Below are 21,368 nucleotides of genomic sequence, written 5' to 3'. Positions count from 1 at the left end.
ACACTTTCAGTCCGCAATCAACAGAACTTCTCGATCAGCTCCTCGAAGAACCCGCCCGCCTCGATCGCCGCCTTCTCCTGGTCCCCGTCGCGGACCGCGTGCAGCAGCCCGGTGTGCGACACCTGGTCCTGACCAGGCTGGGTGGTGTCGACAGATGCCGCCACCGAAGCTTTGACGGCCTCGGTCAAGCCCTGGTAGAGCTCCGCTAGGAGCGTGTTGTGCGAGCACTGCACGAGCAGCACGTGGAACGCGGTGTCGTGCTCGATCACCTCGGTCCAGAGCTCCGCCTCCATCGCCGCGTCGCGCTTGCGCAGCAGTTCGGTGAGGCGCGTGAGTTCGGCGTCGGTGCGGTGCTTGGCGGCCAGCCGGGCGCCCTCCATCTCGAGGGTGCGGCGGACCTGGAGCACCTCCTTCAGCTCCGTCCCGCACATGCGGCGGACGGCGCCGGAGATCTCGCTGGTCGCGCGGACGAACGTGCCGTCGCCCTGCCGCACCTCCAGCAGGCCGGCGTGCGAGAGCGCGCGCACGGCCTCGCGAACCGTGTTCCTGCCCACCCCGAGCGCGGTGACCAGCTCGGGCTCGGGCGGGATGCGCTGCCCGACGGGCCATTCGCCGCTGGTGATCGCGCTTCGCATCTGCTCGATCACCTGGTCGACGAGGCCTGCCCGTCGGGTAGTGGCCAACGGCACAGCGTCATCCTTTCATCCGAACATCCTACGTCTGCGATAGTGGTGCGCGTGACGATTCAGCAGACGACCAGTGCCGCACAGACTGCCACCGATCCGGGTCGCAGGGTGACGGTCGTCAAGAATCGTCACGTTCCGCTGGTCGGGTCCACGCTGCTCGCGATCGGGGTCGCCCTCGCGGCGGCGAATCTCCGCCCTGCGGTGACCAGTCTGGCCTCGGTGCTCGGCGATGTCCGCGCCGCCCTTGGGGTTTCGGCCGCTTGGACCAGCGCGCTGACGGCCGTTCCGGCGCTCTGCTTCGGCTTCGCGGCGTTCGCGGCACCCTGGCTGGGTCGCCGCCTCGGCATGGCCCGTGCGATCGGACTGTCCCTGGGGGTGCTCACGCTCGGCCTCGTGCTGCGCGTGATCGACGGTCCGTGGGTCGTGCTGGGCGGCACCTTCGTCGCGTGTGCGGGCATCGCGGTGTCCAACGTGCTGATCCCCGTGGTGGTGAAGTCCTCCTTCCCGGACAAGGTCGGCCTGATCACCGGCGTCTACACGGGAACGCTCTCCGCGGGCGCCGCGCTGGCCGCCGCTCTCACGCCGCGGCTGGAGGACTTCTTCGGCTCGTGGCGCCTCGCCGTCGGTGTGTGGGCGCTGCTGTCGGCCGGTGCGGTGATCGTGTGGTTCGCCGGTGCACGCCACGGCTCGGTCGCCTCTGTCGTGCGGTCGGCCACCCCGGTCGAGAAGCGGTCGTTGCTGCGCAGCCCGCTGGCGTGGGTGATCACCGTGTTCTTCGGCCTGCAGTCGCTGTTCGCCTACACCGTCATGGGCTGGCTGCCCGCGATGCTCGTCGACGCCGGGGTGGACCGGAACACCGCCGGCATGCTGCTCGCGGTCTCGATGCTGCTCAGCGTCCCGGTCAGCCTGTTCGTGCCGCCGATCGCCGCACGGTTCTCCAGTCAGGCGCCGATGGTGCTGGCGCTGGGCGTGCTGTCGTTCGCGGGCATCTTCGGCATGCTGGTGGCGCCTTCCGCGGCGCCCGGCCTGTGGGTGGTGCTGATCGGGTTCGGCATGGGCATGTTCCCGCTGGCGCTGCTGGTGATGTCGCTGCGCACGAAGTCCACTTCGGACACCGCGCGGCTCTCGGCGATGGCGCAGAGCCTCGGCTACCTGATCGCGGCCACCGGGCCGTTCGCGTTCGGCGTGCTGCGCGACGCCACGGGCTCGTGGACCACGTCGCTCGTGCTGCAGCTGGTGCTGCTCGCCGCCCTGACCGGGCTCGGCATGCTCGCCAGCCGCCCCCGCTACATCTAGTGCCATGGCCGTCAGCCTTTGCCCCGTATTCGGTGGTCAGACGGGTGCATCGTGGTGCCGCGAGGCGCCCTGCTGAGCGCCGAAGACGCGGCGAAGGCTGACGGTCATGGCACTGGTCAGGAATCGAGAAGCGCGGCGTTCGCGCTGGTCGTAGCGTTGCCGGCATGGACATCAACATTCACGCCACGTTCCTGCCGCACACCGACCCCGAGGCCTCGCTCGCGTTCTACCGCGACCTGCTCGGCTGGGAGGTCCGCGTCGACGTCGGCCAGGGCACGATGCGCTGGATCACCGTCGCCCCGGTCGGTTCGGCGACCTCCGTCGTGCTCTCGCCGCCGGCCATGGCGGAGGGCCTCACGGACACGCAGAAGACCGCCATCGCCGAGATGATCGACGCCGGCTCGTACGGGTACATCCAGCTGTCCACGCCCGATCTCGACGGCGTGTTCGACAAGCTGCAGGCGAGCGGCGCCGACGTCGTGCAGGAGCCGACCGAACAGCCGTGGGGCAGCCGCGACTGCGTGTTCCGTGACCCGGCCGGCAACAACGTCCGCATTCTCCAGCGCTAGTTGGAGACGAACCCCCGGTGCAGCACCGTGAGCTGATCGGCGAGGTAGCGGGCCCATGCCTTCGCCCGATCCCAGTCCGGTGCCGCACCGGCGAAGCTCACCGGCCCGCTGGCGCCGAGCTTGCGCACCATGCGCGTGACGTCGTTCGGCACGGGCGGAGTGCCGCGGTGGAACAACCACACGGGCGTGTGTTTCAACGAACTCTTGTGCCGCCGCACGAACCGATGCGCATCGCGGGTCGCGGCATCGCCCATGATCACGGCACCGAACCCGTGAAGCGTGTCGGCGGCGGCGACCGAGAGCACGGTGACTCTCAGCCCGCAGCCGGCGAGCTCGGTGCCGATGATCTGGGCGATCTCGTCGGTGGCGGCGATCTTCGAGGTGTACGCGACGAGGACTCTGTCAGTCATCGCTGCATCGTTGTTGGTCGACGAGGTCAGCGGCAGCGGCGGAAGTCCCTGTCTTCCAAGGCATTCAGTCCAGTGGCAGGTTGAGAAGGGCGTTCTCGACCAGTTCCGGCATCGCGGGATGGATCCAGTACTGCCCATGCGCCGTGGACTTCGCGTCCAGGCCGAAGCTCATCGCCTGGATGAGCGGCTGGATCACCGTCGACGCCTGCGGGCCGATGATGTGCGCGCCGAGCAGCTGTCCGGTGGCGGGATCCGCGATCAGCTTCGCGAAACCGGTCGTGTCCTCCATCGCCCAGCCGTACGCGATGGACGCGTAGGCCTGCGACGCGGTGACGTACCGAATTCCCTTTGCCTTGGCCTGTTCCTCGGTCAGTCCGACGCTCGCGATCTGCGGGCTGGAGAACACCGCGGCCGGCACGAACCGGTGGTCGCTCGCCTTGGGCTCGTGCGGGTTCAGCAGGTTGTGCTGCACCACGCGGGCTTCGTGGTTCGCGACGTGCTTGAGCTGGTAGTCCGAGCTGATGTCACCCAGTGCCAGGACGTGCGGCTGGCTCGTGCGCTGGAACTCGTCGACCTTGACGCGGCCGTCGTCGTGCAGCTCGAGGCCCGCCTTGGCCGCGTCGAGCAGGTCCGTGTTCGGCTGACGGCCGACCGCGACGAGAAGCTGGGACGCCTCAACGGTTTCCGCGCCGTCGGGGCCCTCCATGTGCAGGCGGACACCGGTCTCGGTCTTCTCCGCGCGGATCGTCTTGCGCTGCAGGCGGACGTCCCACTTCTGCTTCGCGACCTCGGTGAACCGCTCGGCGATCTCCAGGTCCTCGTGACGCAGCAGGAGGTTCGAGCGCGCGATCATCGTGACCTTCACGCCGAAGCTGCTGAACACGTGCGCGAACTCGGACGCGATGAACCCGCTGCCCAGGATCACCATGCTCTCGGGCAGCTCGTCGAGCCGCATGATCGAGTCACTGGTGTGGAAGCCGGTGGTCTCGATGTCGGCGATCGCGGGGACGATCGGCCTGCTGCCCGCGGCGACCACGATCCGGTCGGCGGTGATCGTCTCGCCGGTCCCGGTGTCGATGGTGTGCGCGTCGATGAACTTCGCGGTGCCCTCGTAGACCGTGACGTTCGCGTTCTCGTTGGCGCGCCAGTTGCGGCCGCCCTCGGCGATCGGGTCGATGCGGCCGAAGATGCGGTCGCGGATCTCGGGCCAGTGCACCGCGTCGAGGTGGGCGTCCACGCCGAGCTTCTTGGCGTTCGCAGGCGCCGCGGCCTGGTCGGCGGTGTGGACGAACATCTTGGTGGGGATGCAGCCCACGTTCAGGCAGGTGCCGCCGAAGGTCCCCTTCTCGAGGATGGCGATGTCCCAGCCCGCCATCGCGTCGTTCGGGATGGAGTTGCCGGAGCCGGTACCGATGATGACCAGGTCGAAGTGCCTCACGTGCTGATCCAACCATCTGACGTGGGCCTGTGTTCCCGGAAGCGGTGTTACGTGGGCCTTACGCCGAGGTCAGGCTGCTGGTGGAGAAGGTGCGGCGGTAGGCGTTGGGGGAGACGCCGATGTCCTTGTAGAAGTGGTGGCGCAACAACGCCGCCGTGCTGAACCCGCTGCGCCGGGCGATCTCCTCGACGGCCAGCGAGGTCTCCTCCAGCAGCTTGCGGGCGTGCAGGACGCGTTGCGCGGTGAGCCAGCGGACCGGGGTGGTGCCGGTCTCCGCGACGAACCGCCGGGCGAAGGTGCGTTCCGAGAGCCGGGCGCGGCGAGCCAGCTCGGCCACGGTGTGCTCGGTGTCGATCGACTCCAGCATCGTGTCGAGCACGGGCTGCAGGCTCATCGCCGCGTTCGTCGGCACCGGCATCTCGATGAACTGCCGCTGCCCGCCTTCGCGTTGCGGCGGCACCACCATCCGCCGGGCGATCGCGGTCGCCGGGCCGGTGCCGAGCTCGCGGCGCACGATGTGCAGGCAGGCGTCGATGCCCGCCGCCGTGCCCGCGCTAGTGACGATGTCGCCGTCGTCGACGTAGAGCACGTTCGGGTCGACCTGGGCTCGGGGAAAGCGCTCGGTGAACGCGGCGGCGTGATGCCAGTGGACCGTGCACGGCCGGTCGTCGAGCAGTCCGGCCTCGCCGAGCAGGAACGCCCCGCTGCACACCGAGAGCAGCGTCGAACCGCTCGCGTGGGCCTCGCGCAACGCCTGCAGCACGGCCGGTGGGTAGTGCTCGCGCAACCTCGCCGCGGGTACCGCGATGAGATCCGCGTCGGCCAATGCGTCCAGCCCGAGCTCGGGGACCAGCTGCACGCCGACGTTCGTGCCGACGGGTTCGCCCGGCCGCTCTCCGCACACCCTGAACTCGAACGGCGGCACGCCGTCCTCGGTGCGGTCGATGCCGAACACCTCGCACACGACACCGAACTCGAACGGCGCGACCCCGTCGATCAGGACCACGGCGACATTACGCAACATGGCAGGATCTTAGCGAAGGGTGTCTACGCTGCCACTGTTGGCGGTATGTGAGCTACCGCAAACTTACCGCCATGAGCATTCAAGCGGGTGACCTGCAGAAGAAGGGGATCGTCGAGCTGACGATCGCCATGGTGCTGTCCGGGACCATCGGTGTGTTCGTCTTCGAGTCCGGTGCGCAGCCGTTCACCGTGGCGTTCTGGCGCTGTGTGTTCGGTGCGATCGCACTGGGGCTGTACTGCTGGATCCGGGGCTTCTTCGGCAACACCGGCTTCACCCGCAAGACGTTCCTGCTCGCGCTCGCGGGCGGAGTCTTCCTCGTCTACAACTGGGCGTTCCTGTTCTCCGCCTACTCCAAGACGTCGATCTCGCTCGCGACCGTCGTCTACCACACGCAGCCGTTCTACGTCGTGCTGCTGGGCGCGTTGGTGTTCAAGGAGAAGCTGACCGCGGTCAAGCTCGGCTGGGTCGGCGTCGCGTTCGTCGGCGTCGTGCTGGTCACCGACATCACCAGCGTCACCATGAGCGGCGACTACCTGCTCGGCATCGGCGAGGCACTGCTCGCCGCCCTGCTCTACGCGTTCGCCACGATCATCGCCAAGCAGCTCAAGGGAATCCGCCCGCACGTCATCGCACTGACCCAGGTGACCGCGGGCATCTTCCTGCTGCTGCCGTTCGTCGACTTCTCCGGCACCGCCTCGATCGGCACGGGCTGGGCGTGGCTCATCGGCATCGGCGTGATCCACACCTGCGTCATGTACATCCTGCTGTACTCGAGCTACCAGAAGCTGCCGACGTCGCTGATCGCCGTGCTGTCATTCGTCTACCCGGCCGTCGCGATCGTCGTCGACATGTCGGTGTACGGCACCAGGATCCACCCGCTGCAGATCGTCGGGATCGTGCTGATCTGCGGCGCCAGCCTGGCCAACTCGCTGGGAACGGCCCAGCGAGCCGGCCGGACCGTCAGTGCTGGTAAGTCGGCGTGATGATCGCGCGGGCCAGCGTGTGGAACGCGAGGTTGAAGCTCACCACCGCGGGCGAGGCGTCCCCGTCGACGTCGAGCTTGTCGACGTCGACCGCGTGCACCACGAAGTAGTAGCGGTGCGGGTGGTCGCCCTTGGGCGGGGCCGCGCCGCCGAACGCGCGCGTGCCGTAGTCGGAGCGCACGTGGAAAGCGTCGCCCGGAAGTGTGTCGTCGGAGGCTCCCACGCCGGTGTCCAGCGAAGTGGTGGTGCCGGGAAGGTTCACGGCCACCCAGTGCCAGAAGCCGGAGGGGGTGGGGGCGTCCGGGTCGAAGCACGTGACCACGAAACTGCGCGTCTCGGCGGGGAAGCCGGACCACGACAGCTGGGGCGAGGTGTTGCCGCCCTCGAAAACCTGAGCGTCGGGCAACTGCTCGCCGTCGCGCACGTCCGACGAGGTGACTTCGAACGTGCCGACCTGCGGGAGCAACTGGTAGGGGTCGGGAGCGACTGGGCGCTCGAGGCTCATCGGATCTCCTCCTCGTTGTGATCAGATCGAGCCTATCCCCGTGCAACCATGAAGGCCTGCGCGACGTCTTTCGCGTGGAGGGGGAAATACGATGTCCAGGTTGCGGCTTGTAGCTGCATTTGCACTGGTTGCCGGGCTGGTCTCATGCGGAGAACCACCCGACGCGCAACCCAGTGGTCCCGTTCTCACGACGTCCTCGCCGGCGCCGACGACGACCACTCCCGAGCGCCCGAAGCGCATGTTCGAGCCGCCGTACACGTACGGCAAGGTGCAGGCCCACGCTCCCGCGACGGTCGACGGCATGGTGCCCGTGGTGACGCACATCCCGACGGACAAGCCGTACGTGTTCATCACGATCGACGACGGCGCGGTGCAGCACCCGAAGGCGCGCGAGCTGATGATCAACGCCGGCGTGTGGCCGTCGCTGTTCCTCAACACCAAGTACGCCCAGGGGCACAAGGACTACTTCAAGGAACTGCCGGTCACGATCCACAGCCACACGACCGACCACCCGAACCTGCAGGGCAAGCCGTTCGAGTTCCAGAAGCAGGAGATCTGCGGCAACGCGGACTTCCTCACCTCCGACTACGGCAAGCGCCCAACGCTGTTCCGGCCGCCGTTCGGCAACTACGACACGAACACCCGCAAGGCCGCCGCGAGTTGTGGGTTCAAGGCGCTGGTCAACTGGACGGCCGCGGTCAACGACGGTCGCGTGCAGTTCCAGATGGGCGACAAGCTCAAGCCCGGCGACATCGTCCTGATGCACTTCCGGACGACGTTCGTCGAGGACTTCACGGCGTTCTTGAACCGCGCCAAGCAAGATGGACTCACTCCAGTGCCACTGGAGGACTTTCTGGGGTAGCAAGTAGTACGAACTGGGGGTACTTCCATGAAGAAGTTTCTTGCCGTGCTCGCCGCTGTCGCGATGGCGGTGACGATCGTGCCGAGCGCGTCGGCGGCCGACCAAACGCAGCTGACCAACGTCCGCACGGGGCACCACCCCGAGTACGACCGGGTGGTGTTCGACCTGACCGGCGGTAAGGCGAAGGACAGCATCAGCACCATCTCGGAGCCGACGGGCTGCGGCTCCGGCAAGCCGATCTCGGCGCCGGGCGTGGAGTTCATCGAGGTGCGACTGCAGCCTGCGGACGCACAGAAGTACCTGGGGTCGCGCAACATCAACACGGGCCTGCCGACCGCGCAGAGCGTCGTGTTCACCTGCGACTTCGAGGCGGACCTGTCGATCGCGATCGGCGTGAACCACCGGAACGCCACCTTCAGGGCGGGTTACTACGACAGCCCGCTGCGCTATGTGGTGGACATCTACCACAGCTGACGCAACTGTGACGCGGGTCACGCGTCTGTTCTTTCATCTACAGCCCTGAGAGGGGGCCAATGATGAGGAACAGACGCTTGGCCGCGGTGCTGGTGGCAGTGCTCGCGGTCTTCACGTTCGTCGTCCCGATGGCGTCGGCGCAGAGCGTGCCGACGATGTCGAACATCCGCACCGGCCAGCACCCCGAGTACGACCGCGTGGTCCTGGACATGTCCGGCCTGACGCCGGACTACCGGCTCAGGGAGGAACCAGGCGCCGTGAACTGCGGGTCGGGCGCCCCGGTCTCCATGCCCGGCAGCAACGAGGTCCTCACGGTCACCGTGTTCCATGCGGCCGCGCACGACGACAACGGGAACTCCACGTACCCAGGGTCGCGGAACTTCGCGACCCCCGGCCTCAGCAACATCCGCAGGGTCGCGGTCACCTGCGACTTCGAGGCGGTGCTGACCATCGCCGTCGGCTACGAGAACTTCAACACCTGGCACCGGGTGTCCCAGTTGCAGAACCCGGCCCGGCTCGTCATCGACATCGGACGCATCTGACGCGAAAAAGCCTCGTGGGGACAGCAGTCGCCGCTACTGCCCCCACGAGGGGTCTGTCAGGAACCGTTACGCCGCAACGGTCGCGACGGCCTCCTTCGAGAGCGCGTGCTCCAGCACCTCGGCCACGTCCGAGACGAAGTGCACGGTCAGCTGCTCGCGCACCGACTCTGGCACGTCGTCCAGGTCCGGCTCGTTGCGGGACGGCAGCAGCACCGTCGTGATGCCCGCACGGTGAGCGGCGAGCAGCTTCTGCTTCACGCCACCGATCGGCAACACCCGGCCGGTCAGCGAGATCTCACCGGTCATCGCCACGTCGGAGCGCACCGGGCGGCCCGACAGCAGCGACGCCAGCGCCGTCGTCATCGTGACGCCCGCGGACGGACCGTCCTTCGGCACCGCACCCGCCGGGACGTGGATGTGCACGCCGCGGCCTTCCAGGGTCGCCGCCTTGTCGTCGTGCGAACGCAGGTACGACAACGCGATCTGCGCCGACTCCTTCATCACGTCGCCCAGCTGGCCCGTCAGGGTGACGCCGGACGCACCGGTGTCCTTGGGAGCCAGCGAGGCCTCGATGAACAGCACGTCGCCGCCGACACCCGTGACGGCCAGACCTGTTGCCACACCGGGAACCGAGGTGCGCTCGGCCGACTCGGGCGTGTTCTTCGGGCTGCCCAGGTACGACTTCAGCGAAGGCTGGTCGACCACGACGGGCAGCTCCGAGTCACCCAGGGCCACCTTCGCGGTCACCTTGCGCAGAACCCGTGCCAGAGCTCGTTCCAGTTGCCGCACACCGGCTTCACGGGTGTACTCGCTCGCCAGCTGGTGCAGCGCGGGCTTCTCGAACGTGACGTCCTCAGCGGTGAGGCCGGCGCGGTCGAGCTGCCGCGGCAGCAGGTGGTCGCTGGCGATCGTGACCTTCTCGTCCTCGGTGTAGCCGTCGAGCTGCACGAGTTCCATGCGGTCGAGCAACGGCGCCGGGATCGACTCCAGCACGTTCGCGGTCGCGAGGAACACCACGTCCGAGAGGTCCAGCTCGACCTCCAGGTAGTGGTCGCGGAACGTGTGGTTCTGCGCCGGGTCCAGCACCTCGAGCAACGCCGCCGTGGGGTCGCCGCGGTAGTCGGAGCCGACCTTGTCGATCTCGTCGAGCAGCACGACCGGGTTCATCGACCCGGCCTCGCTGATCGCGCGGACGATCCGGCCCGGCAGCGCGCCGACGTACGTGCGGCGGTGACCGCGGATCTCGGCCTCGTCGCGCACGCCACCCAGGGCGACACGCACGAACTTGCGGCCCATCGCGCGCGCCACGGACTCACCGAGCGACGTCTTGCCCACGCCGGGAGGGCCCGTCAGAGCCAGCACGGCGCCGGAACGACGTCCACCGACGACGCCCAGGCCGCGTTCGGCACGACGCTTGCGCACGGCCAGGTACTCGGTGATGCGCTGCTTCACGTCGTCGAGCCCGGCGTGGTCCGCGTCGAGGATCTCGCGCGCGGCCTTGATGTCGTAGGAGTCCTCGGTCCGCTCGTTCCACGGCATCTCGAGAACGGTGTCGAGCCACGTCCGGATCCAGCCCACCTCGGGCGACTGCTCGGAGGTGCGCTCCAGCTTGTCGACCTCGGCCAGCGCGGCCTTGAGGACCTTCTCCGGAAGTTCGGCGGCCTCGACGCGGGCCCGGTAGTCGTCCTGCTCGGTGGCGGGCTTGCCGTCGAGCTCGGCCAGTTCCTTGCGGATCGCGGCCATCTGCTGGCGCAGCAGGAACTCCCGCTGCTGCTTCTCGACGCCTTCCTTGACGTCCTTGGCGATCGTTTCGTTGACGTCCAGCTCGGTCAGGTGCGCCTGGCCCCACTCGACCAGCTTCTCCAGCCGCGTGGTGACGTCGGACGTCTCCAGCAGCCAGATCTTCTGCTTCTCGTCGAGGTAGGAGGCGTAACCGGCGAGGTCGGCCAGCGCCGACGGGTCGCTGATCTGCTGCACCGAGTCGACCATCTGCCACGCACCGCGCGTCTGCAGAATGTTCGTCACGAGCGCGCGGTACTGCTTCGCGAGCTCACGGGTCCGCTCGGTGATCGGGGAGTCGTCCGCGATCGTCGCGTTCACCCACAGCGCCGCGCCCGGTCCCGTGGTGCCCGTGCCGATGCGCACGCGCTTGGTGCCGCGCACGACGGCAGCGCGCTCGCCGCCCGGCAGGCGTCCGACCTGCTCGATCTCGGCCAGTGTGCCTACTGCTGCGTACTTCCCGTCCAGACGTGGAACGAGCAGCACTTGATGATTTGCCGCGGTCGTGGCTGCGTCGACGGCCGCGCGGGCCTCGGCGCTGGCGTCCGCACCGGAGATGCGGATCGGCACCACCATGCCAGGCAGCACTACGACGTCGTCCAGCGGCAGTACCGGCAGGGCCAGAGTCTCGCCCATCTCGTCACCCTCCAAAGTTGAGTCTGTACCGCTCAACCATCTGGAGCCTGGTGGTGTTCCCCTCCGGTGTTCGCTGTCAGCGAGCACCCTTCGCCGGCCTCGACGCGGCGTTCATCGTGGCCAGATCCCGCTGGCGACGACACCTATCACTGCCGCCGCACCGATCACGATGCCCCACACCACGTACGTCAACCGGTCGGGAGTTCGCATCCGGGTGGCTTGCATGGCCAGCTCCGCCGCGTGTTCCATTTTGTCGATGTTGGCGGCAAGGCTTTTCGACTCGACCGACAGCTGCGACGAGGCTGCTGTGATTTTCGTAAGTAGTGCGGGATTGACAACCCTGGTTGTGTCGAGGCTTCGGAGTGAGCCATTTTCATCCTGGTCTGGATGCGTTGGTGGGTAAGGGTTTGCGGTCGTGATGGGTTGATGCACTCCCGGCGTGTCGACCTGAGGGCATGGCGAAGCCCCTGGTAGCAGGGCTATCGACCAAGACCGCTCCGCATCACCAAGGGCTTCACGTGTTGTTCTATCGTGCCGCGCTGCCGTTGTCACATCGGACCCTGAGGTTCGTGTCCGGACTGATCCGCACGCACCGCCGGGAGCTGGGATCGAGGTGGCGCAGGCTCGATGTCGGGCAACAAGCCCTGCTGGTGCTGGTTCACCTGCGTAAAGGGGAGCCGTTCGCCGAGGTCGGTGCCGGGTTCGGGGTCTCGGCCACCACATGCTGGCGATATGTCAACGAGACCGTCGAGCTGCTCGCCCAGCGGTCCCCGAAGCTGCGGGAGGCGCTGCGGACGGCGAAGCGCCGGGGCTGCGCCTACGTGGTGATCGACGGCACGCTGATCCCGATCGACCGGATCGCCGCCGACCGCCCCTTCTACTCCGGCAAGCACAAGATGCACGGAGTGAACCTGCAGGTGATCGCGTCCCCGGACGGCACGATCCTGTGGGTCTCCGGCGACCTGCCCGGCAGCACCCACGACACCGCCGCGGCCCGGATCTGGAACATCCTCGCCGCCCTGCGCGACGCCGGGCTGATCGCCTTGGGCGACAAGGGCTACCACGGCTACGACCCGACCGGTCACCACGTGATCACCCCGTACAAGGGCCGCAACAAACCCGAATCGCAGAAGGACGCCAACCGCGCTCACGCCCGTCTGCGCGGCCCCGGCGAACGCGCCAACGCCCAGCTCAAGACCTGGCGCATCCTGCGCAAGCTCCGCTGCTGCCCCCGCCGCGCCGGCCGACTGGCCAAAGCCATCCACGTCCTACAGAACTACGAGGCCACCGCAGGATGAAAAAGGCTCAGTGAAGCCAGCAGTTGCTGAACCTCCTCATGTGAAGCTGCCAACGCTTCGTTCGACCGCTGAATGGCCAAGGCGGATTCGGGAAGTCCGCGCAACGGTTCAGTGGCCTCTCTCAAGTTTTCCGTGCGGTCTGGAAGGTCCTGAATGGAATCTGCAAACTGACGAAGAGCCGGGATGGAGTCGAGAAGCCCGCGTAACGGCTCGGTCGCATCTCTCAAGGCTTCGGCGTGATCCGGAATTTTCCGGGCATCCTTCAGTGAGTCGTTCAGCGCTGACACGTGGCCTGCCAGGCTCTGCAAGTCTGGTGGCGACCTGTGCGGGGTTTGAGCGATGCCTTCGGCTCTGGCCAACCTGAGGTTCAGCTCCTGCAACGTGTCGGAAAATCCCAGTAGGTGGCGAATGAGCCCTGCTGATTCCGACAGTGACCCAACGACGTCAAGGTCGAGGTAAGGGCGATCGAAGGTCCCTTCTGCGATCATCTTGAGCAGGAGTATGCTCTCATTTCCCAGGCCCTCGACGGAGCTCAGTATTTCCGCCCTTGCTCGGTCGATATCTTTTTTGAAAGTGTCCGCGAGAATTTTCTCGAGATCATCTTCTGTCAGTGATCGAAGGTCGGGCTCCAGGCTTCCCTCCCGGGCAGCTTTCTATTCCTCAAGCTTTTCTGCGCTGTAGTTGTCGCAGCTCGGCGGGCGGTCGATCTCCTTGTGGTGGATGCTGCATAGCAGTAGTAGATTGGAAAAACTCTTTCGCTCCGCCGGCGTCATGTCACCGTCCCAGCGTGGACCGTTCTTCTTGGCGGCACGAATGTGGGCGATGTCGGCATTGACGATTGCTCGCTCGCCTACCTTGCGAACCACGCGCTCAGGACAGCCTGGCCAGTAGCAGGAACCGAGGCTCAGCGCGAACAAGGCCTTCGTGGTGGCAATGCCATAAGATCGATCAGCGGCGGATCCAGGTGCCGGGGAATGTTCAGGCATGCGGCGAAGCTAGTGCTGACCCCTGACAGTCTTACTGCTACGTCGATCGGCGTAAAGCTTTAGCCTCGCGTGGCGTTCAGCAGTACTGGGGGTGTGCCCCCGGCCCGATCGTGGATCGCACGGGTAGCGGTGGACACCCGTGCGTCGGCGAGCGAGGATGCGCGCGTGATGGAAGAGCTGAAGTGGGTCCCGTCCACAGTCGACGTCACTCGCCCGAGCGTGGCCCGGATGTACGACTACTACCTGGGCGGCTCGCACAACTTCGAAGCCGACCGCGCCGCCGCGAAGCAGGTGGAGCAGATCTTCCCCGGCATCGCCCAGAGCGCGCAGGCCAACCGCTCGTTCCTGCGCCGGGTCGTCCGCCACCTCGTCGCCAATGGCGTCGACCAGTTCCTCGACCTGGGCTCGGGCATCCCGACCGTGGGCAACGTCCACGAGATCGCCCAGCAGGACAACCCGGCCGCCCGCGTGGTCTACGTCGACTACGAGCCGGTCGCCGTCTCGCACAGCAACGCCCTGCTCGCGGAGAACCCGAACGCCACGGCGATCCTGGCCGACCTGCGCGCGACCTCCACGGTGCTGGCCGGCGCCCGCGAGAACCTCGACTTCTCCCGCCCGGTCGGCGTGCTGATCATCGCGGCGCTGCACTTCGTCCCGGACGCCGACAACCCGTACGAGGCCGTCGCCGCGTACATGGAGGGCCTGCCGTCCGGGTCGTACCTGGCCATCACCCACGCCACCTGGGACAGCCTCACCGAAGAGGAGGCCGAGGAGGCCCGCAAGGTCGCCCTGATCTACAGCAACTCGGACAACAAGCTCGCCATCCGCACGCACGCCGAGGTCAGCAGGTTCTTCGACGGCCTCGAACTGCTGGAGCCGGGCATCGTCTCGGTCGACGCGTGGCGCCCGGACTCCTTCGAGGACCACACCGGCATCTACGGCGCCGTCGCCCGCAAGCCCTGAAGCAGGCGGTCCCGTATCTCGTTCGTCTCGCGGTCGGTGAGGGTGCGTTCCGGCGCCCTCATCGTCACGCGGATGAGCACGTTCTTCTGGCCGGGCCTGGCTTCCAGTCGCCGCTGAACGTGGTCGGGCAGGTGCTCGGCCGGCGTCTCGCTCAGGATCGCGATCTCCTCGACCACATCCTCCGGCACCAGCGCGCGGATCCGGTCGCCCAGCGTCTCGGCGTCCTCGCTGTGGTGGGCCATGATCGAGATGTCCCTGATGGCCGCCGGGTGCCGTGAGATCATCCGGTACTCGTCGAGGTCCAGCATCTGGGCCGCGATGCGCGGATCGGTGTTGCACAGCAGGCGGATGTCGGGAACGCCCTTGCGCAGCATCAGAATCCGATCGAGTCCCCACCCCGTCGCGAGGCCGTGCGGGTGGTCCTTGAGGACGTGGCGCGCGGCCCGTCCGCCCTCGCCGATCTCCACCCATTCCCCGTCGTGCCACACGTCGATCTGCTTGCCGTGCGTGGTGTACGGGTGTTGCGCGTCGACCAGGCGATATCGCTTGCCGGGCAACAACGTCGTGACGACGGTGGCGACCAGGTCTTCGAAACGCTCCTGCTGCGCGCTGATCCGCCAGACGTCGAGCTGATGCGGCGTGCCGGTGTGCAGGCGGTCGACCGTGTCACGGCGGTAGACGAGCCCTGGGCAGACCAGCGTCACGTCCGGTTTCGCCTCGCGCAGGGACGGCGGGATCATCGCGGTCGTGTGGCTGCGCAGCATGCACGTCTCGCTGACGTACCTGGTGTAGCGAGCCTCTCGCGTGATCGCGTCCGTCGGATACCCGAGGTGCTCGTAGTTGTGCTCCACCGGAACGAGCGGGTGGTGCCGAACTTCTTGGGGGTTGTCCAACGCCGCCTTGAGGTCGGCGATCAGCAGCTGCATCGCGTGCGGTCCCTGTGCGGGATCGCTGAGGTCGCGGACGTTCAGGGCGCGCACGAGTTCATCGGTGCGGTACATGAGATCTTCCCGTTCTGTTCGGTCGTGCGGGATGCGGAGTCCCCCGACCGACGGGAAGGTTTTTAGGCGCGCGCCACCGCCGCAGGTCGGGGGTGGCTAAATCGCGTCATGAACACAGGCTAGCTCGACTACTCGGGCGGTGTCAGCCGCAAATCCGGGTTCACCGGCGGCGCACCGTCGAACGGCCCGTCGTCCTTCAACCTTCCGACGTGGTCGAGCGCAACCTCGATCCCGTCCCGGAACGGGTCACCGTCGGCAGGGGGAGTGCTGAACCACTCGTGCAGCTCCGCGGGGATCTGGAACCGCGCCAGCAGTTCCTCGTACATCGCGTCGCGCTCCCCGGCCTGCACACCGAGCTCCTGGTACTCCCGCACGGCCATGCGCAGCCGGATCCACCGGTACCTGTCGGTGTTCTCCTGCTGCTGGAACCGCTCGCGCAACAGGTCCCCGGCCTTCTGCCCACGTGCGGCCAGCTTCTTGATCGTGTCCGGTGGCATGAACAGGTTCGTGCCACCCTCGTCGTCAGCCTGCCGCACGTGCGCGATCCGTCCGCGATATCCGGGCAGTGCCGACTGCATGGTGTCCCGCCAGTCCAGGAAGGTGTCCAAGATGGACACAAGGAACTTCGGCATCGACGTCAGCGGCGCGTAGTGCGTGCCGCTGGTCGACGCGTCCTGCTCCGGCAGCCACACGTCGGTCGTGTCGCCCGGCGGGTACGGTTGCAGGCTCAGCCCGAACGTGGGCCAGCGCGGCAGCAGCGAGTCGAAGAAGTGGATCGGGAAGTTGCTGGTGATGCCGCCGTCCGAGAACCAGTGCACCCGCCCGTCCCGGCACAACGGCACGGCCGCGATCAGCCCGGGGAACGACAGGCTCATCCGCACGGCCAGCACCACCGGCAGCCGGTCGCGGGAAGGCAGGTCCCGCAACGGCATGTGCGCGTGCTCCGGGCACCTCTGGTCCGTCTCGGCGCCGTTCATCTGCTCGACGACCCGGCTCGGCAGGACGTACCCGAGGCACTCCTCGCAGTACTGCCACGTCCCTTCCTTGAACGGCAACCGATACGGCCGCCCCTCCGACAGGTCCGTCGTCATCAGCACGAGGTTGAGCTCGCCGAGATCCCCGAACGTCAACGCCCGCTCGGTCCCCGCGATGTCGTCGAGCTGGTCCGCGATCCAGTCGGCCAGCGGCGGCACACCGGTCTGCTTCGGCATGCCCGCCAGCCGATCCAGCCACGACGGCGTGAAGTCCCCGGTACCCGGCAGCAGTCCAAAGTGGATAGCGCGCGCGTTGTTCCGCATGTACCGCTGCATCGCATACCCGTACGTGACCGTCAACGCGCTGACCGCCGCCAACGTCAGCACCAGCCACACCAACAACACGACCGCAGCCGTCGCGTAATGCCTGGAGAACGCCAGCCCGAGCAACAGCGGTACGACGACGAACATGATCGCCGGCCAGGGCAAACTGCCCCTCAACGGCCACAGCACCAACACGACACAAGCCAGCGCGAGCACCACGACCAGTGCCGCAAGCCAGCCCGCATAAGCCTTGGGCGCCAGCCAGGCCGACCACAACACCGGCCCGCCCAGCCACAACAGGGCCATCAGCCCGAGCACGGCCTTGGCCCGCATCCCCACCGCGCCCAGCAACGCGAAGAACAGGCACGAGATCGCACTGCGCCCCGTCGTCTCCCGCCTCTGCATGGTCGCCACGACGATCCGGTACAGCGCCCGCGTCTTCTCGTTGGGCTGGAACAACTGCGCCATCCGCCACTGCTCCGCGCCGGAGCCCGACGTGAACCAGTCGATCAGCTTCGCGAGCTTCTCGAACCCTCCACGCGCACGCCCGTGCTCGGCGGCCGCGGTGAACCCCGCGGCGATCGCCCCCGCGGACGCACCACCGATCTGCTTGAACTCGTAGTGGCGCGCCAACGACGCGACAGCCAGCGGGTAGACAACACCGCTGGTCGTGCCGCCGCGCATCGTCAGGTCGCAGTAGCGGTCGTACTCCATGTGCTCATGGTGGCGCGATCAACACCATCCGTCGCGGAAGTTCACTCGGTCGCCATCGAACCGATCTCCACTCGTTGGGTTGGCACGTGGCTCACCCGCATGGCATAAGCAAGCGTCGGCGCACAACGAAGAATGGACCGTTTGGTCATTCCGCAGCGTCTGGCGGGCCCTCCATCGGACGATTGCCTCGCCCCGGACCCGCCCCTAGTCTTCGGTGGTCAGATTTTTCGGGGGGCGGGGAGCTGATTCTGTTTGCCGACCCCTGAATTCACCGGTTGCACCACAAGGTCATCCTGGAGGGGGATATTTGTGGTAGGCAAACGTTTAGCAGCTTTATCGGCGGCATTCATCACCGCCACCGCATTGGTCAGTGGCGTCGCCACGGCCGGAAGCAACCCCGACGGCAACTCGTCATCGGTAGCCCGTTCGGCGGACGGGCGCACCATGAACACGGCCGACGCGCAGAGATCCATTCTGGATTACTGGACACCGGAAAGAATGAAGGCGTCGATTCCGGCGGATCTGCCCGCGGACACCGTCATGTCGACGCGCAAAGCCGGGCCGACCGGGCCCGCAGGTGAGATCCAGCCCACCGCGCCGACGGTCAAGCAGCAGAACGCCGTCATTCAGGACATCGGCATCCAGGCCGTGAACGCGTCGCGGGCCATGGGCAAGGTGTTCTTCCACAAGCCGGGCGACACCCGGCTGTGGCACTGCTCGGGCGCCTCGATCGGCAGCCCCAAGCGGCGGCTCGTGCTCACCGCCGGCCACTGCGTGCACGGCGGCAAGGGCGGCGGCTGGGCGACCGACTTCGTCTTCGTGCCGTACTACTTCGACGGCAATCGGCCGCACGGAAGCTTCGCCGCGACGTACATGGCTTCCAAGAACGGCTGGATCAACGACAGCGACTTCGCCTACGACATGGGTATCGCGGTCACCGGCAACAACGCGTCCGGCCGCAAGCTCAACGACGAGGTCGGTGGCAACGGCACGCGCTGGAACTATCCGCGCGACGTGAACATCACGATGATGGGTTACCCGTTGGACCGCAACAACGGGGAACGTCCCTGGCTGTGCTGGGGCAAGACCGAACGAGTCGGTGTCTTCGACGGCCGCATCCAGATCAAGTGCGGTTTCCAGGGCGGCGCGAGCGGCGGTCCGTGGTTGCAGGACTACAACGACCGCGCGGACGGCTGGGGTGTCGGTTTCGCCAACGGCGTGACCAGCACCATCAATTCCGACAACTGGAACCGCAGTCCCTATTTCGACGACAACTTCAAATCGCTCTACGATTTCGCTGAGTCGCATTCTGCGTAGTCACCGTCTTTTCGGCCGAGGCAGGCCGCCGTGCCGGCGGCCTGCCTCGTCGCGCTGCTCGCACGCGGCGCCCTCAGGCGAGCGCCGCCAGCTCGGCAGGCGTCCCGGCCATGATCACGCGCAGATGCTCGGTGATCTTCTCCACCGGCCAGTCCCACCAGGCGATCTCCTCCAGCAGCTCGACGTCCGAGTCGCTGTACCGTCGGCGAAGCACCTGAGCGGGGTTCCCGCCCACGATCCCGTAAGCGGGAACGTCCGACACCACGACGGACCCGGCGGCGATGATCGCCCCGTTCCCGATCCGCACCCCCGGCATGATCAAAGCCTGGTACCCGATCCAGACGTCGTTGCCCACCACCGTGTCCCCACGCGTAGGCGCACCCAGCTCGATGTCGAGCGCCCTCTCGCCCCACAGCCCGCCGAAGATCGTGAACGGGAACGTCGACACCCCGTCCATCCGGTGGTTGGCCCCGGACATGATGAACCGGACCCCCTCGGCCAGCGCGCAGTACCGCCCGATGACCAGCTTCTCCCGCCCGAAGTTGTAGAGCACGTTGCGCTGCTCGAACTCCGTGGCGTGCAACGGATCGTCGTAGTAGGTGTACTCGCCGACGACGATCTGCGGGTTCTTCACCAACGGCCGCAGCTGCACAGTCCGGGCGATGTCCGGCAACGGGTAGACGTTGTCGGGCGACGGGATGACACTCACGGTGCTCCGATCGGCTCTTCGCTGAACTGCGTCCGGTACAACTTGGCGTAGTGGCCTTCCAGCGCCAGCAACGCCTCATGCGTACCACGCTCGACGATCTGCCCCCGGTCCACGACCAGGATCTGGTCCGCCGCGCGGATCGTCGACAGCCGGTGCGCGATCACCAGCGACGTCCGTCCCGCCAGTGCCTCGACCAGCGCCTCCTGCACCGCCGCCTCCGACCGCGAGTCCAGGTGCGCCGTGGCCTCGTCCAGGATCACCACGCGCGGCTTGGCCAGCAGCAACCGCGCGATCGTCAGCCGTTGCCGCTCACCACCCGACAGCCGGTAACCCCGTTCACCCACAACGGTGTCGAGCTGGTCGGGCAGCGACGCCACCAGGTCCGCCAGCCGTGCCCGCGTCAGCGCGTCCCACAGTTCCTCGTCCGACGCGGAGGGCGCGGCCAGCCGCAGGTTCGCCCCGATCGACTCGTGGAACAGGTGCCCGTCCTGCGTCACCATGCCCACGGTTTCGCGGATCGAGTCGAACGAGAGCTCGCGAACGTCCACACCGGACAGTCGAATGGATCCCGAGTCCGTGTCGTACAGGCGAGGCACCAAGGACGCGATCGTCGACTTGCCCGCACCGGACGCGCCCACCAGTGCGATCAGCGAACCGGGCGCGGCCTCGAACGACACTCCGCCGAGGATCTCGTCCCCACCGCGGGTGTCGAGCGACGCGACCTCTTCCAGCGACGCCAGCGACACCTTGTCCGCGGACGGGTAGGCGAACCGGACGTCCGAGAACTCCACGGAGACCGGGCCCTCGGGAACGGGCACCGGGGAGTCCTTCTCCTTGATCAGCGGCGGCAGGTCCAGCACCTCGAAGACCCGCTCGAACGACACCAGCGCGGTCATCACATCCACCCGTGCACCGGCCAACGCGGTCAACGGCCCGTACAACCTGGTCAACAACAAAGCGAGCGTCACGATCGTGCCCGGTGCCATCTGCCCGGCGATCGCGAAATACCCACCCAGCCCGTAGACGAGAGCCAACGCCAACGACGACACCAGCGTCAACGCCACGAGGAACAACCACTGCGCCACGGCCGTTCGCACGCCGATGTCACGCACCCGCCGCGCCCGCGACCCGAACTCAGCGCTCTCCAACGCGGGCCGCCCGAACAGCTTGATCAACGTCGCACCCGGCGCCGAGAAGCGCTCGGTCATCTGGGTGGTCATCGCCGAGTCGAGGTTCGCCGCCTCGCGGTGCATCGACGCCAGGCGGCGGCCCATCCGCCGCGCCGGGATCAGGAAGATCGGCAACAGCACCATCGCGAGCACGGTGACCTGCCACGACAGCGTCAGCATCACGATCAGGGTCAGGATCAGGGCGATGATGTTCGTGACGACGCCGGAGATCGTCTCGGAGAACGCCCGTTGTGCCGCGATCACGTCGTTGTTCAGCCGCGAGACCAACGCTCCGGTGCGCGTGCGGGTGAAGAACGCGATCGGCATCCGTTGCACGTGATCGAAAACGGCCTGCCGCAGCCGCAGGATCAGGTCCTCACCGACCCGCGACGACTGCCACCGCTCGGCCAGCGAGAACCCGGCCTCCAGCACCGCCACCCCCGCGATGGCCACCGCGAGCCAGATGATCAGCCCCAGGTCGCGGCCACCGACGATCTGGTCGACCACGCGTCCGGCCAGCACCGGCGAGGCGACCGCGAGCACGGCGGCGACCGAACTGGTGGCCAGCAGCGCGTAGACGGCACGGCGCTGCGGCCGTGCGAACCGGGCGACGCGCTTCAACGTCGCCCGGCTGACGCGACGATTTTTCTCGTCCTGCATCGCGCTTTCGAGCGCGTACCAGGCGTTGAAGTCGATGTTCATGACGACC

At 67.2% G+C, this 21,368-nt stretch carries 22 protein-coding genes; 9 read left to right on the top strand and 13 right to left on the bottom strand.

Going from position 1 to position 21,368, the window contains the following annotated elements; genetic code table 11:
* Positions 1–17: 17 nt before the first annotated feature.
* The gene (locus tag ABZ345_RS10530) at positions 18–689 is read right to left on the bottom strand and encodes a FadR/GntR family transcriptional regulator (protein ID WP_359845233.1); all 672 of its coding nucleotides are present in this window, start codon (positions 687–689) and stop codon (positions 18–20) included.
* A gap of 48 nt (positions 690–737) precedes the next feature.
* Here ABZ345_RS10530 and ABZ345_RS10525 point away from each other — a divergent pair, with 48 nt between their 5' ends.
* Together ABZ345_RS10525 and ABZ345_RS10520 are read left to right on the top strand one after the other, a co-directional pair.
* A complete protein-coding gene (locus ABZ345_RS10525) occupies positions 738–1,982 on the top strand; it encodes an MFS transporter (RefSeq protein WP_359845230.1) in 1,245 nt (414 codons plus the stop codon).
* 164 nt (positions 1,983–2,146) lie between these two features.
* A complete protein-coding gene (locus tag ABZ345_RS10520) occupies positions 2,147–2,551 on the top strand; it encodes a VOC family protein (protein ID WP_359845227.1) in 405 nt (134 codons plus the stop codon).
* Here the strand turns inward: ABZ345_RS10520 and ABZ345_RS10515 are convergent.
* The 3 genes from ABZ345_RS10515 to ABZ345_RS10505 all read right to left on the bottom strand — a co-directional run bounded on the left by ABZ345_RS10515 (position 2,548) and on the right by ABZ345_RS10505 (position 5,423).
* Positions 2,548–2,961: a hypothetical protein gene (locus ABZ345_RS10515; protein ID WP_359845226.1), complete on the bottom strand. Its 414-nt coding sequence runs from the start codon at positions 2,959–2,961 to the stop codon at positions 2,548–2,550. The two genes, ABZ345_RS10520 and ABZ345_RS10515, sit on opposite strands and share 4 nt — an antisense overlap.
* Positions 2,962–3,025: 64 nt before the next feature.
* Positions 3,026–4,399 (bottom strand): mycothione reductase, encoded by a 1,374-nt coding sequence (locus ABZ345_RS10510; protein ID WP_359845223.1) that lies wholly within the window; start codon positions 4,397–4,399, stop codon positions 3,026–3,028.
* A gap of 58 nt (positions 4,400–4,457) precedes the next feature.
* On the bottom strand, positions 4,458–5,423 hold the full coding sequence (locus ABZ345_RS10505) for a helix-turn-helix domain-containing protein (protein WP_359845220.1): 966 nt from the start codon (positions 5,421–5,423) through the stop codon (positions 4,458–4,460).
* Positions 5,424–5,494: 71 nt separating this feature from the next.
* Here ABZ345_RS10505 and ABZ345_RS10500 point away from each other — a divergent pair, with 71 nt between their 5' ends.
* Positions 5,495–6,406 (top strand): DMT family transporter, encoded by a 912-nt coding sequence (locus ABZ345_RS10500; protein ID WP_359845217.1) that lies wholly within the window; start codon positions 5,495–5,497, stop codon positions 6,404–6,406.
* On the opposite strand, the gene ABZ345_RS10495 is transcribed toward ABZ345_RS10500, so the two are convergent.
* A complete protein-coding gene (locus ABZ345_RS10495; protein WP_359845214.1) occupies positions 6,384–6,911 on the bottom strand; it encodes a YbhB/YbcL family Raf kinase inhibitor-like protein in 528 nt (175 codons plus the stop codon). The genes ABZ345_RS10500 and ABZ345_RS10495 overlap by 23 nt on opposite strands.
* A gap of 238 nt (positions 6,912–7,149) precedes the next feature.
* Here ABZ345_RS10495 and ABZ345_RS10490 point away from each other — a divergent pair, with 238 nt between their 5' ends.
* From ABZ345_RS10490 to ABZ345_RS10480, 3 genes are all read left to right on the top strand, one after another.
* A complete protein-coding gene (locus ABZ345_RS10490; protein ID WP_359845211.1) occupies positions 7,150–7,773 on the top strand; it encodes a polysaccharide deacetylase family protein in 624 nt (207 codons plus the stop codon).
* 27 nt (positions 7,774–7,800) lie between these two features.
* On the top strand, positions 7,801–8,247 hold the full coding sequence (locus tag ABZ345_RS10485) for a hypothetical protein (RefSeq protein WP_359845209.1): 447 nt from the start codon (positions 7,801–7,803) through the stop codon (positions 8,245–8,247).
* Positions 8,248–8,309: 62 nt separating this feature from the next.
* A complete protein-coding gene (locus ABZ345_RS10480; protein ID WP_359845206.1) occupies positions 8,310–8,789 on the top strand; it encodes a hypothetical protein in 480 nt (159 codons plus the stop codon).
* Positions 8,790–8,855: 66 nt separating this feature from the next.
* On the opposite strand, the gene lon is transcribed toward ABZ345_RS10480, so the two are convergent.
* Positions 8,856–11,204: an endopeptidase La gene (lon, locus tag ABZ345_RS10475; RefSeq protein WP_359845204.1), complete on the bottom strand. Its 2,349-nt coding sequence runs from the start codon at positions 11,202–11,204 to the stop codon at positions 8,856–8,858.
* 111 nt (positions 11,205–11,315) lie between these two features.
* Positions 11,316–11,453 carry a hypothetical protein gene (locus ABZ345_RS10470; RefSeq protein WP_359845201.1) on the bottom strand — a complete coding sequence of 46 codons (138 nt, stop codon included), beginning with the start codon at positions 11,451–11,453 and terminating at the stop codon, positions 11,316–11,318.
* Positions 11,454–11,722: 269 nt separating this feature from the next.
* Between ABZ345_RS10470 and ABZ345_RS10465 the strand changes: the two genes are divergently transcribed.
* On the top strand, positions 11,723–12,502 hold the full coding sequence (locus tag ABZ345_RS10465; protein WP_359845198.1) for a transposase family protein: 780 nt from the start codon (positions 11,723–11,725) through the stop codon (positions 12,500–12,502).
* On the opposite strand, the gene ABZ345_RS10460 is transcribed toward ABZ345_RS10465, so the two are convergent.
* Together ABZ345_RS10460 and ABZ345_RS10455 are read right to left on the bottom strand one after the other, a co-directional pair.
* Positions 12,481–12,990, bottom strand: a complete 510-nt coding sequence (locus ABZ345_RS10460; protein ID WP_359845196.1) for a hypothetical protein — start codon at positions 12,988–12,990, stop codon at positions 12,481–12,483. The genes ABZ345_RS10465 and ABZ345_RS10460 overlap by 22 nt on opposite strands.
* A gap of 165 nt (positions 12,991–13,155) precedes the next feature.
* Positions 13,156–13,488, bottom strand: coding sequence for a hypothetical protein (locus tag ABZ345_RS10455; protein WP_359845193.1), 333 nt, complete (start codon positions 13,486–13,488; stop codon positions 13,156–13,158).
* A 168-nt stretch (positions 13,489–13,656) separates the two neighbouring features.
* On the opposite strand from ABZ345_RS10455, the gene ABZ345_RS10450 reads away from it, so the two are divergent.
* Positions 13,657–14,451: an SAM-dependent methyltransferase gene (locus tag ABZ345_RS10450; protein WP_359845748.1), complete on the top strand. Its 795-nt coding sequence runs from the start codon at positions 13,657–13,659 to the stop codon at positions 14,449–14,451.
* Here ABZ345_RS10450 and ABZ345_RS10445 read toward each other — a convergent pair.
* On the bottom strand, positions 14,424–15,452 hold the full coding sequence (locus ABZ345_RS10445; RefSeq protein WP_359845190.1) for a hypothetical protein: 1,029 nt from the start codon (positions 15,450–15,452) through the stop codon (positions 14,424–14,426). The genes ABZ345_RS10450 and ABZ345_RS10445 overlap by 28 nt on opposite strands.
* 128 nt (positions 15,453–15,580) lie before the next feature.
* Positions 15,581–17,464, bottom strand: coding sequence for a patatin (locus ABZ345_RS10440; RefSeq protein WP_359845187.1), 1,884 nt, complete (start codon positions 17,462–17,464; stop codon positions 15,581–15,583).
* 252 nt (positions 17,465–17,716) lie between these two features.
* Here ABZ345_RS10440 and ABZ345_RS10435 point away from each other — a divergent pair, with 252 nt between their 5' ends.
* Entirely contained in the window at positions 17,717–18,781 is a 1,065-nt protein-coding gene (locus tag ABZ345_RS10435) for a hypothetical protein (RefSeq protein WP_359845184.1), read from the top strand.
* Positions 18,782–18,854: 73 nt separating this feature from the next.
* On the opposite strand, the gene ABZ345_RS10430 is transcribed toward ABZ345_RS10435, so the two are convergent.
* Complete coding sequence (locus ABZ345_RS10430; RefSeq protein ID WP_359845182.1) at positions 18,855–19,490, bottom strand: CatB-related O-acetyltransferase; 636 nt, start codon at positions 19,488–19,490, stop codon at positions 18,855–18,857.
* Positions 19,487–21,361 carry an ABC transporter ATP-binding protein gene (locus tag ABZ345_RS10425; protein ID WP_359845179.1) on the bottom strand — a complete coding sequence of 625 codons (1,875 nt, stop codon included), beginning with the start codon at positions 21,359–21,361 and terminating at the stop codon, positions 19,487–19,489. The genes ABZ345_RS10430 and ABZ345_RS10425 overlap by 4 nt, the downstream gene beginning before the upstream one ends.
* Positions 21,362–21,368 lie beyond the last annotated feature (7 nt).

This window comes from Lentzea sp. NPDC005914 (genome assembly GCF_040629405.1).
Taxonomy (GTDB): domain Bacteria; phylum Actinomycetota; class Actinomycetes; order Mycobacteriales; family Pseudonocardiaceae; genus Lentzea.
The sequence above is the reverse complement of the archived record's forward strand: the minus strand, read 5'-3'. Positions and strand labels throughout refer to the sequence as shown.

Coding starts and splice junctions, on each gene's coding strand:
- ABZ345_RS10425 (WP_359845179.1), bottom strand. CDS start 21,361: ATGAACATCGACTTCAACGCCTGGTACGCGCTCGAAAGCGCGATGCAG.
- ABZ345_RS10460 (WP_359845196.1), bottom strand. CDS start 12,990: ATGATCGCAGAAGGGACCTTCGATCGCCCTTACCTCGACCTTGACGTC.
- ABZ345_RS10445 (WP_359845190.1), bottom strand. CDS start 15,452: ATGTACCGCACCGATGAACTCGTGCGCGCCCTGAACGTCCGCGACCTC.
- ABZ345_RS10490 (WP_359845211.1), top strand. CDS start 7,150: ATGTTCGAGCCGCCGTACACGTACGGCAAGGTGCAGGCCCACGCTCCC.
- ABZ345_RS10505 (WP_359845220.1), bottom strand. CDS start 5,423: ATGTTGCGTAATGTCGCCGTGGTCCTGATCGACGGGGTCGCGCCGTTC.
- ABZ345_RS10520 (WP_359845227.1), top strand. CDS start 2,147: ATGGACATCAACATTCACGCCACGTTCCTGCCGCACACCGACCCCGAG.
- ABZ345_RS10470 (WP_359845201.1), bottom strand. CDS start 11,453: ATGGAACACGCGGCGGAGCTGGCCATGCAAGCCACCCGGATGCGAACT.
- lon (WP_359845204.1), bottom strand. CDS start 11,204: ATGGGCGAGACTCTGGCCCTGCCGGTACTGCCGCTGGACGACGTCGTA.
- ABZ345_RS10480 (WP_359845206.1), top strand. CDS start 8,310: ATGAGGAACAGACGCTTGGCCGCGGTGCTGGTGGCAGTGCTCGCGGTC.
- ABZ345_RS10450 (WP_359845748.1), top strand. CDS start 13,657: ATGGAAGAGCTGAAGTGGGTCCCGTCCACAGTCGACGTCACTCGCCCG.
- ABZ345_RS10515 (WP_359845226.1), bottom strand. CDS start 2,961: ATGACTGACAGAGTCCTCGTCGCGTACACCTCGAAGATCGCCGCCACC.
- ABZ345_RS10440 (WP_359845187.1), bottom strand. CDS start 17,464: ATGGAGTACGACCGCTACTGCGACCTGACGATGCGCGGCGGCACGACC.
- ABZ345_RS10455 (WP_359845193.1), bottom strand. CDS start 13,488: ATGCCTGAACATTCCCCGGCACCTGGATCCGCCGCTGATCGATCTTAT.
- ABZ345_RS10500 (WP_359845217.1), top strand. CDS start 5,495: ATGAGCATTCAAGCGGGTGACCTGCAGAAGAAGGGGATCGTCGAGCTG.
- ABZ345_RS10495 (WP_359845214.1), bottom strand. CDS start 6,911: ATGAGCCTCGAGCGCCCAGTCGCTCCCGACCCCTACCAGTTGCTCCCG.
- ABZ345_RS10485 (WP_359845209.1), top strand. CDS start 7,801: ATGAAGAAGTTTCTTGCCGTGCTCGCCGCTGTCGCGATGGCGGTGACG.